Annotated in this window: 14 protein-coding genes; 6 read left to right on the top strand and 8 right to left on the bottom strand. The window is 57.8% G+C overall.

Annotated elements, in window-relative coordinates:
- Positions 1-24 precede the first annotated feature (24 nt).
- On the top strand, positions 25-738 hold the full coding sequence (locus ANT_RS00080; protein ID WP_013558449.1) for an endonuclease III domain-containing protein: 714 nt from the start codon (positions 25-27) through the stop codon (positions 736-738).
- On the opposite strand, the gene ANT_RS00075 is transcribed toward ANT_RS00080, so the two are convergent.
- The 8 genes from ANT_RS00075 to ANT_RS00040 form a co-directional block, all read right to left on the bottom strand.
- On the bottom strand, positions 689-1327 hold the full coding sequence (locus ANT_RS00075) for a hypothetical protein (protein WP_013558448.1): 639 nt from the start codon (positions 1325-1327) through the stop codon (positions 689-691). The two genes, ANT_RS00080 and ANT_RS00075, sit on opposite strands and share 50 nt — an antisense overlap.
- Positions 1328-1399: 72 nt before the next feature.
- A complete protein-coding gene (locus tag ANT_RS00070; protein WP_013558447.1) occupies positions 1400-1657 on the bottom strand; it encodes a hypothetical protein in 258 nt (85 codons plus the stop codon).
- 10 nt (positions 1658-1667) lie between these two features.
- Positions 1668-2078, bottom strand: a complete 411-nt coding sequence (locus tag ANT_RS00065; RefSeq protein ID WP_013558446.1) for an RrF2 family transcriptional regulator — start codon at positions 2076-2078, stop codon at positions 1668-1670.
- Between the two features lie 311 nt (positions 2079-2389).
- Positions 2390-3217, bottom strand: a complete 828-nt coding sequence (locus ANT_RS00060; protein WP_013558444.1) for an ABC transporter permease subunit — start codon at positions 3215-3217, stop codon at positions 2390-2392.
- Positions 3214-4146: an ABC transporter ATP-binding protein gene (locus tag ANT_RS00055; protein WP_013558443.1), complete on the bottom strand. Its 933-nt coding sequence runs from the start codon at positions 4144-4146 to the stop codon at positions 3214-3216. The genes ANT_RS00060 and ANT_RS00055 overlap by 4 nt, the downstream gene beginning before the upstream one ends.
- Before the next feature lie 108 nt (positions 4147-4254).
- Complete coding sequence (locus ANT_RS00050) at positions 4255-4905, bottom strand: SdpI family protein (protein WP_013558442.1); 651 nt, start codon at positions 4903-4905, stop codon at positions 4255-4257.
- Between the two features lie 94 nt (positions 4906-4999).
- Complete coding sequence (locus ANT_RS00045) at positions 5000-5986, bottom strand: slipin family protein (RefSeq protein ID WP_013558441.1); 987 nt, start codon at positions 5984-5986, stop codon at positions 5000-5002.
- A gap of 3 nt (positions 5987-5989) precedes the next feature.
- Positions 5990-6430 carry a GntR family transcriptional regulator gene (locus tag ANT_RS00040; protein WP_172634552.1) on the bottom strand — a complete coding sequence of 147 codons (441 nt, stop codon included), beginning with the start codon at positions 6428-6430 and terminating at the stop codon, positions 5990-5992.
- A gap of 358 nt (positions 6431-6788) precedes the next feature.
- Here ANT_RS00040 and ANT_RS00035 point away from each other — a divergent pair, with 358 nt between their 5' ends.
- From ANT_RS00035 to ANT_RS00015, 5 genes are all read left to right on the top strand, one after another.
- Entirely contained in the window at positions 6789-7211 is a 423-nt protein-coding gene (locus ANT_RS00035; RefSeq protein WP_013558439.1) for an ACT domain-containing protein, read from the top strand.
- A gap of 88 nt (positions 7212-7299) precedes the next feature.
- A complete protein-coding gene (locus tag ANT_RS15855) occupies positions 7300-9555 on the top strand; it encodes an HD domain-containing phosphohydrolase (RefSeq protein ID WP_013558438.1) in 2256 nt (751 codons plus the stop codon).
- A gap of 133 nt (positions 9556-9688) precedes the next feature.
- Entirely contained in the window at positions 9689-11086 is a 1398-nt protein-coding gene (gene lpdA, locus ANT_RS00025; protein ID WP_013558437.1) for a dihydrolipoyl dehydrogenase, read from the top strand.
- Between the two features lie 166 nt (positions 11087-11252).
- Complete coding sequence (locus ANT_RS00020; RefSeq protein ID WP_013558435.1) at positions 11253-12128, top strand: DNA-methyltransferase; 876 nt, start codon at positions 11253-11255, stop codon at positions 12126-12128.
- Positions 12106-12852 carry a PmeII family type II restriction endonuclease gene (locus ANT_RS00015; protein ID WP_013558434.1) on the top strand — a complete coding sequence of 249 codons (747 nt, stop codon included), beginning with the start codon at positions 12106-12108 and terminating at the stop codon, positions 12850-12852. The genes ANT_RS00020 and ANT_RS00015 overlap by 23 nt, the downstream gene beginning before the upstream one ends.
- Positions 12853-13385: the final 533 nt, after the last annotated feature.

Genomic DNA, 13385 nt, shown 5'->3' with positions numbered 1-13385 from the left:
TCTTCTCTGGAAAGGTGAAAGAAAATGTCCGCTTCTCCCGACCCCCGGCATCTCGAACGCGCGCAAACCGTGTACCGCCTGCTGGAAGCGGCGTACGGCATCCCCGAATGGCGCAACCCCCTGCCGCCGCTGGATGAACTGGTCTCCACCATCCTCTCGCAGAACACCAACGACCGCAACCGCGACCTGGCATATCAGCGCCTGCGGGAGCGCTTCCCCACCTGGGAAGATGTCCGCGATGCGCCCCTGGAACAGGTCATCGAAGCCATCCGACCGGCGGGCTTAGCCAATCAGAAAGGCGCGCGCCTGCAGGAAGTCCTGCGCCAGATCACCGCCGAGCGCGGCGGACTGGATTTGAGTTTCCTGCAGGATTTGCCCGCCGAAGAAGCCCGCACCTGGCTGTTGCGCTTCAAGGGGGTGGGGGTCAAGACGGCATCCATCGTCCTGCTCTTTTCGCTGAACAAGCCCGCCTTTCCGGTGGATACGCACGTGCACCGCGTCAGCGGGCGGATTGGCTTGCGCCCGCCGCAGATGAGCGCCGAAGATGCCCACGCCTATCTGGCGCAGGTGTTCACCCCCGAGCAGTACGCCGCCGGTCATCTGAACCTGATTCGCCTGGGGCGGGAAGTGTGCCACGCCCGCAAACCCGCCTGTCCGCGCTGTCCTCTGCGCGCGGTGTGCGAATGGGCTACGCAGGGCGGCGCCGGTCGTGCATCCACAGGGCAAACTGCGCCATAAAGAGCAAACTCAGCCCCAGCAGAGCCACAAAAAATCCTTCGATTGGAACGCTATTTGAAGAAAAAATGGGCGAATCGGGGTGCAGGACATTTTCCGCACCGCCCAGCGCCAGCCACAGCGCCGCGCCAAACACGGCGTTGACCAGCACGGTCAGCCAGGGCAGGTCAAAGAGGCTGATCGCCACCTGCACCAGCACGGCAACCACCCCAAACGTGGCTGGGATGCGCCAGCGCGGCTCGTCCCAGAAGATGCCGCCCCAGTTGATTTGCTGAACCAGCAGAGAAACCGGTAAATAGGTAAGCCAGAAGAACAGCCCCGTGCGCCCCAGCGCCAGCGAAATCTCCGCCCAGCGCGGATACAAACGGGAACGCGCCGGCAGGAAAATCAGCGCGGCAAGTCCGCTCAAGCCGGCAAGCGCAAAAGCAATCTTGCCCGTCCACACCCAGGCGCCGTGGAAGTACACCAGGCGGATGCGCTCGCCCAGCGTCTTCTCCGGCGGCACGACGGCGGTCAGCAGGGCAATCAGCGCCAGGTTGACAAGCATCCACACCCAGCGGCGGCGTCTCAACGTGGATAGCAGGGTTTGCATGGAAATCCTCCAGAGACAACGGAATGCCCCCTGTGGGCACACAGAGGGCAGGCAGGGGTCAATCGAGTGCGCTCAGGACTTCTCTGTCTCGTGGGGCGGTTCGGGCAGACTGGTCAGATACACGTTCAACCGGTCGTAGCCCTCGATGCACCCCAGGCGCACCAGCAGGTCCAGGTCGGCATCGCTGGCGCGGTGGCTGACGTCTTTTTCAGTGGCGGTGAAGAATTGCCCGCGCGTCAGATCGAGGTACAAGCCATTGCCCCAATCCAGCGCGGCAAAGCCTCCGTGCATCATCACCACCCAACTGCGAGCGACCGGTGTACGCTGCATACCTGACGAATCAGCGCGTTTGTGTCGCCAGTGCCTGGGCAAAGGTGGTGCGGCGCAGTCGGTCAATCAACTCTTTCTGCGTATCGCACCAGATAGGCTTCATCGGGCAGTCCTCGCCGAACATACACACACCGGAAGGCGAGGTACACTCGTTGAGGGCAATGGGACCATCAATGGCTTCCACCACGTCCAGCACGGTAATCTCTTCGGGTGGGCGCGCCAGGGTGACGCCGCCGCGCGCGCCGCGGGATGTGTGAATCAGCCCGGCAATGGAGAGTTGGGAGATAATTTTCGCTAAAAAAGAAGGCGGGATGTGCTGTTCCTCGGCAATCTGGCTGGTCGAAGCCCGCTGGTTGGGAGACAGCCGTGCCAGGTACACCATCGCGCGAAGTGCGTAATCTGCCTGTCGGGTAATCTGCATATCAACCCCTTTTCGGAAATAAAGATAAGAATTCTCAAGATTATAAATAAGTTTATTTAACTCTATTTTATCCGACAAGTGATAGATATCACATCCTCTGGTGATAAAAGGCGTTTACGTCCAAACAAAAGGGACACTGCAATGGTACGTTCCAGCCCGAACAATCCGGCATCCGCTGAGCCTGCTGGTGACCACCGCGCGCCCTGAGACTGCCGAAAGGCGCACTTCGGCGTAGCAACCCCGAAAAAAAACAAAAAACAGGGCGGAGCGCCCTGTTTTATAATGTATTATTTAGATAAACAATTCTTAATTTACAACCCTGCCAGCAGGCGCTGACGATTGAAGCCGTGCGCTACAAAGCGCGTCAGCCCCAGCGCAACCGCCCAAATCACTGCCCCTGCCAGCAAGCCCACCTCCACCGTCAGGTAAACCACTCCGGCAATCTGTCCGAAGAGCAGAGGCAGAACCAGCACCACCAGCACTCCGCTCATCTGATAAGCCCCCATGAAGGTGGGATTGCGCGCTGAAATCCATACGGTGAACGCCACTCCCAGCAGGGAGAGCGCAGGCGAAATCCAGAAGATCAGCGGATACCAGGTGGGCAACGGGAACCACACCCAGCCCATTGTCCAGTACGAAGCCAGGTTGACCACCAGGGTATAGACCAGGAAACTGCCCCAGGTGAGTCCCACGGCGGGAATGAGCGCCGCCAGTACCTTGCCGAAGAACAACTCGCGGTCGCTGGCGGGGGTGTACAGCAGGGCTTCGATGGTCTTGCGCTCACGCTCCCCGGCGAAGGAATCGGCGGCGATGACGGTCGAGGTCATTAGCGGCAGGATGAGGAACATGGGGGAGAGCATCAAGCCGAGCATCAGCACAATCACCGTGCGCTGAACGTCCAGCCCCTGCGTGTAAGGCTGGAGAAACGGCGGCAGGTTGTTGAGCAGAGGCTGGATGTCGGGGTCACTGGCAAGAGACTGCCCGATTTGCGGGGAAAACGCCGGGATGACGATGAAAAGGACGGGGAAAAGCACCACAAAGAAAAAAGGAAGCACAATCATCGGCACCACCACCGAGGTGTTTTTGAAAGCGTCCGCCCAGTCTTTACGGGCAAGCGTCCAGAGTCTCTGCAGGTTCATGGTTGTCCTCCTTCCGCCTGATCTTGCAGTTTGAAGTAGATTTCTTCCAGCGAGGGTCGCAGGGGTTCAACGCGCAGAATGGGCGTGCCCAGCCCCGCCAGACGGTGAATCAGGGTGGGGATGTCTTCGAGGCGGGAGACCTGCACCCTCAGCAGGGCGTCCTGCGCCTGCACCTGCAGGGCGGGCGTCAAATCTCCGGGAGCAATGGCGCGCGGCTCGAGCAGTTGCACCTCCACCCACACGCCGGGGTTGAAGCGCTGTTGCAGTTCCGCCAGCGAGCCGACTGCCAGCGCGCGCCCCTGATGCAAAATCAGCACGCGGTCGCAGAGGCGCTCGGCTTCGGTGAGGATGTGGGTGCAGAGGAAGACCGTCTGCCCGTTTTCGCGGCGCAGTGAGGCGATGAGTTCGCGCACCTGGCGCGAGGCTTCGGGGTCGAGTCCGGCGGTGGGCTCGTCCAGGAAGAGGATTTTCGGACGGTTGAGCAGAGCTCTTGCCAGCGCCAGGCGCTGTTTCATGCCCTTGCTGAAGGTTGCCACGCGCTCATCGGCGCGTTCGGCGAGGTCGAAAAACTCCAGCAGTTCCTCCATGCGCCGCCGCAGTTCCCCGGCGGGCATGCCCGCCATCTCGCCAAAGAAGCGCAGGTTCTGTCGGGCGGTCAGGCGTTCGTACAGCGCCGGCGACTCGGTGAGTACGCCCGTCTGTGCGCGCACCTGCTCGCCCTGCGTAGCGGGCTCCAGCCCCAGCACGCGCACACTGCCCGCCGTGGCGCGGTACAAGCCGTTGAGCAGGCGCACGGTGGTGGTCTTGCCCGCGCCGTTAGGTCCCAGCAGGGCAAAAACTTCCCCCTCGCCAACGGTGAAGGACAAATCCTCCAGCGCGCGGCGCTCGCCAAAGGCGTGGGTCAGGTGTTCGACGATAATGGTTTCCATAGCGGTCTCCGTGTTTCACGTGAAACAAAATTCAGGCACACTGCCCGAAGAATGTTTCACGTGAAACTTTTTTACGGCAAGGTAGTCAGCATGTTTCACGTGAAACGCTCAGCCTTTGGGGTTCACGCGGCGGTACACCACATACGAGTACACCACCGTCCCGAATGCCGCCCCCAGCACGGCAACCATGATCACCCATGGGGAGAGCATCGGGGGGAGAAAAGCCGCCAGCACGCTGAGCGCGCCTGCGGCGCGGAAAATCCATGCGCCCACGCGGTGGGTTTCCTGCCACACCGCCTCACTGCTCAGCGTCCAGGGGGTACGGATGCCGATGAACCAGTTTGGACGGGCATGTTTCAACAGACTGCCGATGCCGATGAACAGCAAGCCCATGGCGGGCAGAAGCATCTGCGTCATGTTGAAGGCAATCCCCAGCCCCGCCAGCAGGGTCAGCCCATGCACATACGCCATATAGACACAAAACCCGGCAATGAAAAGGTGGTACACGCGACGGAACTGCTCCACGTTCCTGCCCAGCGGGTCAATCGCAGGGATGTACACCAGCAGGTAGCCAATGCCCAGGGTCATCAGGGGCATCAGCAGAATTGCCCAAATGCGCGGCATGGTGCCATCCACCTCACCCCGGGCGTTCCAGTGCGAGGGGGCTTGCTCCGGCAGGCGCGGATACGCCCACGCTCCAAATGCCAGCATTGCCAGGACAATCAACAGGATGGTGATGTTGATGGCTTTCTTACTCATGGTTTTCCTCCGTGTCAGATAAGGGCGGGGTTTTCCCGCCCGTGGTTTTGTTTTGCATGAAAGGTTCGGCAGCGGTGCGCATGGTTCGGCAGGCTTACTCCATGCCTTCCTTCGGCAGGTGCTGTTGTCCCAGGGCGACAACGCCGCTCAACCCGCCCAGATTCATCGTATCCACCGCGCTTGAAGGCACGATGACCAGCGCGCCCTTTTCCTTCAAGCCCTCAAACAGCATGTTCATGGCGCGCAGGTGCAGGGCAGTGGGGTTGTTCTGATAGGCCCGCGAGGCTTCGGCAAAACTCTCGGCGATTTGCTTCTCGCTCTCGCCCAGGATGACGCGCGCCTGGCGTTCGCGCTCGGCTTGCGCCTGGCGGCTCATGGCATCTTCCAACGCCTGCGGGATGATGATGTCGCGAATCTCCACCGACTGTACGGTCACCCCCCAGGGAGTGGTGCGCTCATCAATAATCTTCTGCAGGTCGGCGTCCATCTTTGCCCGTCCCACCAGAATATCCGCCAGCGGCATCTGCCCGATGACTTCGCGCAGAGCCGTCTGCGCCGCCCAGGTGATGGCGGCGCGGTAGTCCTCCACCTCCAGCGCGGCTTTCTCGGCGTCCCACACCACCCAGAAAAGCACCGCGTCCACGTCCACCGGCACGGTGTCTTTGGTCAGGGTTTTCTCGGCGCTGAAGGGCGTGACCATCACGCGGTGATCAATCCAGGTAGCAATGGAATCAATCACGGGCAACATCCAGAACACGCCCGGACCGCGCAGACTGTGAAACCTACCCAGGCGCAAAACCACGGCTTTCTCCCACTGGCGCGCCATGCGGAAGGCAAACAGGATGTACACTCCAATCAGTGTGGGCAGCAAAACCGCCGTAACGATGGCAATATCGCCTGCACCGCGCGCCTCCAACACCGCCGCCAGCACTACCGCCAGGGTGATAAAGACGATAAACAGGGCCACCGCCAGCGGGTTGACATGGGCGTCCTGCGCGGAACGCGCCTGCGCCGTGAGAACGGCTTCCTTGCTTTCGCGGCGGGTCTTGCTTCCTTCGTTGGGTTGCATGCTTTGACTCATACGTTAATCCTCCATCTGTCCTTTCTGCTCATCGGTCAATTCGTACTGTCCTTCCCGGCGGCGTTGCACCGCCCGATAAAACACCTGTTCTATTTCTTCCAGATCGTACCCGCGGCGCAGTGCGCCCATCAGGTAATCTTCGGTCATCTCTTCCAGCGTCCGCTGGCGCAGGCGTTCGCCACGCTCGGGCGGGGGTTGTTCCAGAATGTAGGTGCCGCGCCCCTGCTGGGTGGAAATCAGCCCGGCTTCGTCCAGCAGACGGTAGGCGCGCGCCACGGTATTGAAGTTGACGCGCAGTTCCAGCGCCAGTTGGCGCACGGTAGGCAGTTGATCGCCCGGCTGGAGCGTTCCGCTTTCGATTTGCTGGCGCACATGGGCTACGATTTGCTCGTAGATGGGCACGCCCGAACGAAAGTCGAGTTGAAACCCTTTAAATCCGTTCAATCCCTCGCCCTCCATGATTGTATCATTGTATCATTGATTGAATTGTATATCATCTCCGTCCAAAAGTCAAGAGGGACGTTCGCTGAGTCCATCGAGGTGTTCTTTTTTTCCCTCTTTGCGTCTTTGCAGTAACCTGCGCCGAGCGGGGCTCAGCGCGCAATGACGATGAAGTGTTGGCGCGACTGCATAGCGTTCCCGAAAGGTTGGCAAGAAGGGACTGCCACAATGCCTTCAACAGGCTCAGGCATCGCCGCGGGGTGCGCGGGCAGGTGTTACTACCACAGGAGGGTGGGATTTCACTCGCCACATCCCTCACTCCGTGATAGGATTCCCTCATCCCCTCCCCATAAGGTGACCCATGCTCCCCTCGGATGACCTTTCTTACCTGCTGGCTCACATGTCCCCCGCCCTGCACTCCCGGGGCTATCGCTTCCGCTCCCTGCCCGAAGAGGAAGCCCTCCCCTGGATGACCCAATCCTTGGGATGGTTTCGCGAAGAGGAAGGCATCACCCTGATTCTGCCCACGCCCGCGGGAGAAGAAGAGTGGGCATGCATCACCCTGAGCGTGTATTCCTCGCTGACGGCGGTGGGCTTTCTGGCGCTCATCGCGCGCCACCTGGCTGAGGCGGACATTCCCCTCAACGTGGTCTCGGCAGTGCATCACGATCACCTCTTCGTGCCGTGGGAGCGTCGCACCCAAGCCCTGCAGGTGCTGGAGAACGTCATCCGCCAGGCTCGGCACACTTCCGGGGAAGATTGTACACATCGTCCTGATTGCTGAAAAAAATAGTATACTCATAATGTAAAGATCTTCCCGCCACACCGCTCCTCTTTAACCCGGGTCGCACGGAAAATAGAATAAGAATAGGATGAAACTGCCTGTGCATTTTCAAAAAGAAGCCTTGCGCATCAGCGGGCTGTACCTGCTGTTTGCCGGCTTATGGATTCTCTTCTCTGACCGCCTGCTGGAATGGCTGGTTCCCAATCCGCATCGTCTGGCTCTTTTTCAAACCTATAAGGGCTGGGGCTTTGTCCTGATCACCGCCCTGTTGCTTTACCTGACTCTGCGGGCGCGGTTGACCATCCTGGAACAGGAACGCTCTCAGCGCCTGCGGGTGTCTCAGCAACTGGAGACGTATCTCTCCGTCAGCCCGGTGATGAATTACGTCCTGGAAGCATCACCCGACGGCAAGCCCAAACCTTTATGGGTGAGCGAAAATATCGAGCACATTTTGGGGTTTACCCCCGATGAAGCCCTCTCGTTCGAGTGGTGGGTGACGCATGTTTACCCTGAAGACCGCCAGCGCGCCCTGGAACTCAGCGCAAAAGTCCTGCAGTATGGCTACGCTGACCTGGAATACCGTTTCTTCCATAAAAACGGCTCCATCCTGTGGATTCGCGACCAGATGCGCCTGATGCGCCGCGATGAGAAGAACGGGAATGTCGAAATCATCGGCACCTGGTCGGACATTACCGAACGGGTGCAGAGCCAGCAACGCATTCAACAGCAGTTAGACATGCTCTCAGCGCTGACCGGACAAGCCCGCGCGCTGGCGGAGAGTTTGCAAGTCGAAAACGCTGCCCAGGAAACCGTGCGCCTTGCCTGCCAGGTGCTGGGCGCCAAACTGGCATGGCTGGGCAGAGCCGAACCCGATGGGCATGTCACCGTGCTTACCGTGTATCCGCCGGAGCATACCTACCCTCATCAAATTGGCGTGCGCTGGGATGAGACGCCGCACGGCAACGGTCCTACCGGCAGAGCCATCCGCACCAGGACGCTCCAGGTTGTTCCGGACCTGCTTTCGCAACCCAACATCCCCGAATGGCGTGAACTGCTCTTGAAGCACGAACTGTACACCAATGCCGCCTTCCCGCTGATCAGCCGCGGGCGGGTGTTTGGGGCGCTCACCGTGTACAGCGATCAGATTGGTTTTTTCAACGAAGAACGTCTGCAAACGTTCCAGACGCTGGCTTACCTTGCCGCCGCCGCGCTGGAAAACGCCCGCCTGTTCGGACAAACCACCCGCCGGCTGGAGCAAATCTCTGCCCTGCGCGAAATTGACCAGGCAATCAGCAACAGTTTGGATCTCTCCCTCACCCTGCGGGTGGCGCTGAAACAACTGCGGGAGCAATTACAGGTGGACGCGGCAGATGTGCTTCTGCTCGATCCCCTCACCCAGCAACTGGAATATGCCGCCAGTGTGGGCTTTTCTTCCGACGAAATCGAACAAATCCGCTTGCGGGTGGGCGAAGGTCCTGCCGGACGCGCCGCCAGAGAACGCCAACTGGTTTTTATTCCTTCCATCCAGGAAGAGATTCAGCAGTTCCGCTGGGGAGACCTGCTCCAGAACGAAGGTTTCACCTGCTATTATGGTACGCCGCTCATCGCCAAAGGACAGGTCAAGGGCGTTGTGGAAGCCTTCCTGCGCCGCTCTCAGCCCCTCGATGAGGAAGCCGTGGACTTCTTCCAGACCCTTGCCGGACAGATTGCCATCGCCGTGGACAACGCCACCCTCTTCGAGGAACTGCAACGCTCCAACGCCGATCTCATCCTCGCCTATGACCAGACCATTGAGGGCTGGTCGCGGGCGCTTGACCTGCGCGACCGGGAGACCGAGGGGCACTCTCAGCGCGTCACCGAACTGACCCTTAAAATTGCCCGCGCCATGGGCATGAGCGAAGAGCAATTGGTGCACGTGCGCCGCGGCGCTCTGCTCCACGATATCGGCAAGATGGGCGTCCCCGACGCCATCCTGCTCAAGCCCGGCGCGCTCAACGATGAGGAATGGGCTATCATGCGCCAGCATCCCACACTGGCTTTCCAGATGCTGTTGCCCATCCAGTACCTGCGTCCTGCGCTGGATATTCCCTACTGCCACCATGAAAAATGGGACGGCACAGGCTACCCCCGCAGACTCAAGGGCGAGCAGATCCCGCTGGCGGCGCGCATCTTTGCCGTGGTGGACGTGTGGGACGCTCTGCGCTCCGACCGTCCCTACCGCCCGGCATGGAGTGTGGAGAAGACCCTGGCATTCATCCAGGAACATGCCGGTTCCCATTTCGATCCCCGCGTGGTTGAGGTGTTCATGCGGGTGATTCGGGAAGAGGGGGAAAAGAACTTCTAGTACGTTCTTCTCTCTCTGAATGGGAAGGGCAAACATGTAACCCCCGAATGAAAAAATCATCCAATTATGGTATGCTTGAAATAAAAATCAGGCAGGCTCTGCTGTGCCTGCATCACATTAAGGGAGTAACCTCATGAACGAGTACGATGTCATCGTCATTGGAGCGGGACCCGGCGGTTACGTCAGCGCCATCCGCTCGGCGCAGTTAGGCTTGAAAACCGCCATCGTGGATAAGCAGTGGCTGGGCGGCGTGTGCCTGAACGTGGGCTGTATTCCGTCCAAATCCCTGCTCAAGAATGCCGAAGTTGCCCACACCCTGCGCGAACGCGGGCGCGAGTTCGGCTTTGCCTTTGAAAACCTCACCCTGGATTACAGCGTGGCGGTCAAGCGCAGTCGTCAGGTCTCCGACCGCCTGACCAAGGGCGTGGGCTTCCTGATGAAGAAAAACGGCATTGACGTGCACATGGGCACTGCCCGCCTGACTGCCCGCGACACCGTCCGGGTGACCGACAAGGACGGCAAGGTCACCGACCTGAAAGCCAAAAACATCATCATTGCCACCGGCGCTTCGGCGGCGGTCATTCCCGGGGTGAAGGTGGACGGCGAGAAGGTCGTCACCTACTGGGAAGCCATCCTGCAAACCCGCCTGCCCAAATCGGTCATCGTCATCGGCGGCGGCGCCATCGGGCTGGAATTTTCCACCGTGTGGAACGCCTACGGCAGTGAGGTGACCATTGTGGAAATGCTCCCGCGCATTGCTCCGCTGGAAGATGAGGAAATCAGCGCCGAACTGACCAAAGCCTTCCAGAAGCGCGGTATCAACGTGCTGGCGGGTCACCGCGTGCAGTCGGTGGAGACTACCGAAAGCGGCGTGCGTGTGGTGGTCAGCGGCGAGAGCGGCGAGAAGACGCTGGAAGCCGAACAAGCCCTGCTGGCGATTGGCTTCAAGCCCAACTCGCGCGACCTGGGACTGGAAGAAGTGGGCGTCAAGGTGAACGAGCGCGGCTTCATCGAGGTGGATGAGCGCATGGCAACCAGTGTGCCGGGCATCTGGGCAATTGGCGATGTGACCGGCAAACTTCTGCTGGCGCATGTGGCGTCCGCTCAGGGCATTGCCTGCGCCGAAGCCATCGCCAGTCTGCCGGTACAGCCCATTGACTACCGCATGATTCCCCGCGCCACCTACTGTCAGCCGCAGGTGGCATCCTTTGGGCTTACCGAAGCGCAGGCAAAGGAAGCCGGGTACAGCGTTAAGGTGGGGCGCTTCCCCTTCCAGCCCAACGGCAAAGCCCTGGGCTTGGGCGATTACACCGGCTTCGTCAAGATCATCGTGGACGAGAAACACGGCGAAATCCTCGGCGCGCACATGATTGGTCCGGAAGTGACCGAACTTCTGCCTGAACTGACGCTGGCACAGCGCAGTGAGTTGACCATTGAAGAGGTGGCGCGCAACATCCATGCGCACCCCACGCTGAGCGAAGTCATCATGGAAGCCGCCGAAGCCGCCCTGGGCCACGCGATTCATATTTAAGAATCACCCGGTTTCGGGAAAACAGCCACGTGTCATTGCGAGCCCCTGAAAGGGGCGAAGCCATCCCCGTAAACAAAGGGATTGCTTCTTTTCCCACAGTGGAAATCTTTCGCAATGACACGTTTTATTTTCTAGAACCTCTGTTCAATCAGGTTATAATAAAAGTATGAGAGTGGAAACGCGTTTAATGCTGGGAGATTGCCGGGAAAAGTTAAAAGAAATTCCTGACAATTTTATTGACCTGATTTTTACCTCACCGCCCTATGCCGACAGCCGATCCAACACTTACGGGGGCATTAAGCCGGATGAATACGTGGAGTGGTTCCTGCCGATTTCGAAAGAACTCTTGCGGGTACTGAAACCTACCGGTACGTTCATCCTGAACATTAAAGAGAAGGTAGTCAACGGCGAACGGCATACCTACGTCATCGAACTCATTCTGGAAATGCGCAAACAGGGCTGGTTGTGGACGGAAGAATTTATCTGGCACAAGAAAAACTCTTATCCCGGCAAATGGCCCAACCGCTTCCGCGATGCCTGGGAAAGACTGCTTCAATTCAATAAGCAACGCCACTTCCACATGTATCAGGAAGAAGTCATGATACCTATGGGCAGTTGGGCAGATAAACGCCTGAAAAACCTGAGCCACACCGACCTTGTGCGCGATAATTCGCGGGTGGGGAGCGGTTTTGGCAAACGGGTGGCTAACTGGATTGGCAGGAACAAGGTGTACCCCACCAATGTCCTGCATCTGGCAACCGAGACCAAAAACCGCAACCACAGCGCCGTGTTCCCCGAAGATTTGCCCGAATGGTTTATCAAACTCTTCACCCGGGAGGGAGATTGGGTGCTGGATCCCTTCATGGGGTCAGGCACCACTAACCGCGTTGCCCAAAGGATGGGGCGCAATTCCATTGGCATTGAAATTCTTCCTGAGTACTTTGCCCTCTCTCAGCAGAGTATTCAGCCTGTCCTGGAAGTTCCCGAACAACTGATGTTGCTGGAGGAAAAAGAACCCTATGACGCCCATCCCCCTGAGTGAAGTCGCTCAATTCGTCGAAGAAAACATCGGCAGGTTTCACGAACGCCGCCTGGAACGTTTGCAAAATTTGAAACTGAAAGAAGTCCTGAAGCGCAAAAATCCTTATCTTTTCAAAGCCAAAAACATCCACGTTGCTCACGATCTGGTCAAATCCTTACTGGATGCTTTCCTTTCTTCTCAGGAAGAAACCGTCTTTGGCGAGTTTCTGGAGCAGTTAGCCATTTTTGTATGCAAGCGGGTTTACGGGGGCAGAAAATCTTCCTCTGAAGGCATTGATCTGGAATTTGAAAAGGATGGAGTGGTTTATCTGGTCTCGGTCAAATCGGGTCCAAACTGGGGAAACTCGGAACAAATCAAGAAGATGCGTTTAGCCTTCCAGAAAGCCATTAAGACTCTGCGTACCAACCAGCCTAAAATCAACGTTCAGGCAGTCAACGGATGCTGTTATGGAAAAGAATACCGTGATCATGGAGATTACATCAAAATGTGTGGGCAGGAATTCTGGACATTCATCTCGGGAAATGAGCGCCTGTATCTGGACATCATTGAACCTTTAGGACACCGGGCAAAAGAACGTAATGAGGCTTTTCAGAGAGAGTATGCCCGTATCATCAACCTGTTCACGGATGAATTTAGCCGGGATTTCTGCCAGGACGGAATAATTGACTGGGAAAAACTGGTGGCGTTTAATTCCGAAAAGAAAGAATCCGAAAAAAAGAACTAAACACTAAAGTCCATCTCTCTCCCCTTCCGGAAAAAAGAGCCGGGAGGGGAGATTCTTTTATCCTCATATTTTCTTTTCCCCACAGAAATGAATCAGGAATCGTCGTAATCGTAGGGGATGTGGATATGTGGATTTTAAGGTTCAAAAGGGGCTTTTTGCCGTAGATATGGGGGCGTTGTGTAAGGATAAGCGTGCATCTTCGGCTGAAGCGGGCAAAAGTTATCCACAGGGGAGTGGTGGAGAAACGGTGGAGAAATTCTCCACATTTTCAACCAGGTTATCCACAGACCGAAATATCGCAAGACTCGATAAAACACCCCCCGTATATAGGGGGGCAGGTTGAATCTGAAAACGCATTCATTGTACAAATTTTCGAATTTTATCCACAAACAAGAGGGGTTATCCACAGTTTTCCGCAAGTTATCCACAATTTTTGTGGAAAATGAGGAAAATGCTGGATTCTACATCTGGGGGTAGGTTGGGGGGAATCTGAGAAATATTTCTTATCCACAGAGGGATTGAAGAGAAATAGG

It is taken from the genome of Anaerolinea thermophila UNI-1, assembly GCF_000199675.1.
In the GTDB taxonomy this organism is placed as follows: Bacteria; Chloroflexota; Anaerolineae; order Anaerolineales; family Anaerolineaceae; genus Anaerolinea; species Anaerolinea thermophila.
The sequence above is the reverse complement of the archived record's forward strand: the minus strand, read 5'-3'. Positions and strand labels throughout refer to the sequence as shown.

Bases quoted from the DNA above. Each gene is read 5' to 3' on its own strand.
- ANT_RS00055 (WP_013558443.1), bottom strand. From the start codon at position 4,146: ATGGAAACCATTATCGTCGAACACCTGACCCACGCCTTTGGCGAGCGC.
- ANT_RS00015 (WP_013558434.1), top strand. From the start codon at position 12,106: ATGACGCCCATCCCCCTGAGTGAAGTCGCTCAATTCGTCGAAGAAAAC.
- ANT_RS15855 (WP_013558438.1), top strand. From the start codon at position 7,300: ATGAAACTGCCTGTGCATTTTCAAAAAGAAGCCTTGCGCATCAGCGGG.
- ANT_RS00045 (WP_013558441.1), bottom strand. From the start codon at position 5,986: ATGAGTCAAAGCATGCAACCCAACGAAGGAAGCAAGACCCGCCGCGAA.
- ANT_RS00035 (WP_013558439.1), top strand. From the start codon at position 6,789: ATGCTCCCCTCGGATGACCTTTCTTACCTGCTGGCTCACATGTCCCCC.
- ANT_RS00050 (WP_013558442.1), bottom strand. From the start codon at position 4,905: ATGAGTAAGAAAGCCATCAACATCACCATCCTGTTGATTGTCCTGGCA.
- ANT_RS00060 (WP_013558444.1), bottom strand. From the start codon at position 3,217: ATGAACCTGCAGAGACTCTGGACGCTTGCCCGTAAAGACTGGGCGGAC.
- ANT_RS00070 (WP_013558447.1), bottom strand. From the start codon at position 1,657: ATGCAGCGTACACCGGTCGCTCGCAGTTGGGTGGTGATGATGCACGGA.
- ANT_RS00065 (WP_013558446.1), bottom strand. From the start codon at position 2,078: ATGCAGATTACCCGACAGGCAGATTACGCACTTCGCGCGATGGTGTAC.
- lpdA (WP_013558437.1), top strand. From the start codon at position 9,689: ATGAACGAGTACGATGTCATCGTCATTGGAGCGGGACCCGGCGGTTAC.
- ANT_RS00080 (WP_013558449.1), top strand. From the start codon at position 25: ATGTCCGCTTCTCCCGACCCCCGGCATCTCGAACGCGCGCAAACCGTG.
- ANT_RS00020 (WP_013558435.1), top strand. From the start codon at position 11,253: ATGAGAGTGGAAACGCGTTTAATGCTGGGAGATTGCCGGGAAAAGTTA.
- ANT_RS00075 (WP_013558448.1), bottom strand. From the start codon at position 1,327: ATGCAAACCCTGCTATCCACGTTGAGACGCCGCCGCTGGGTGTGGATG.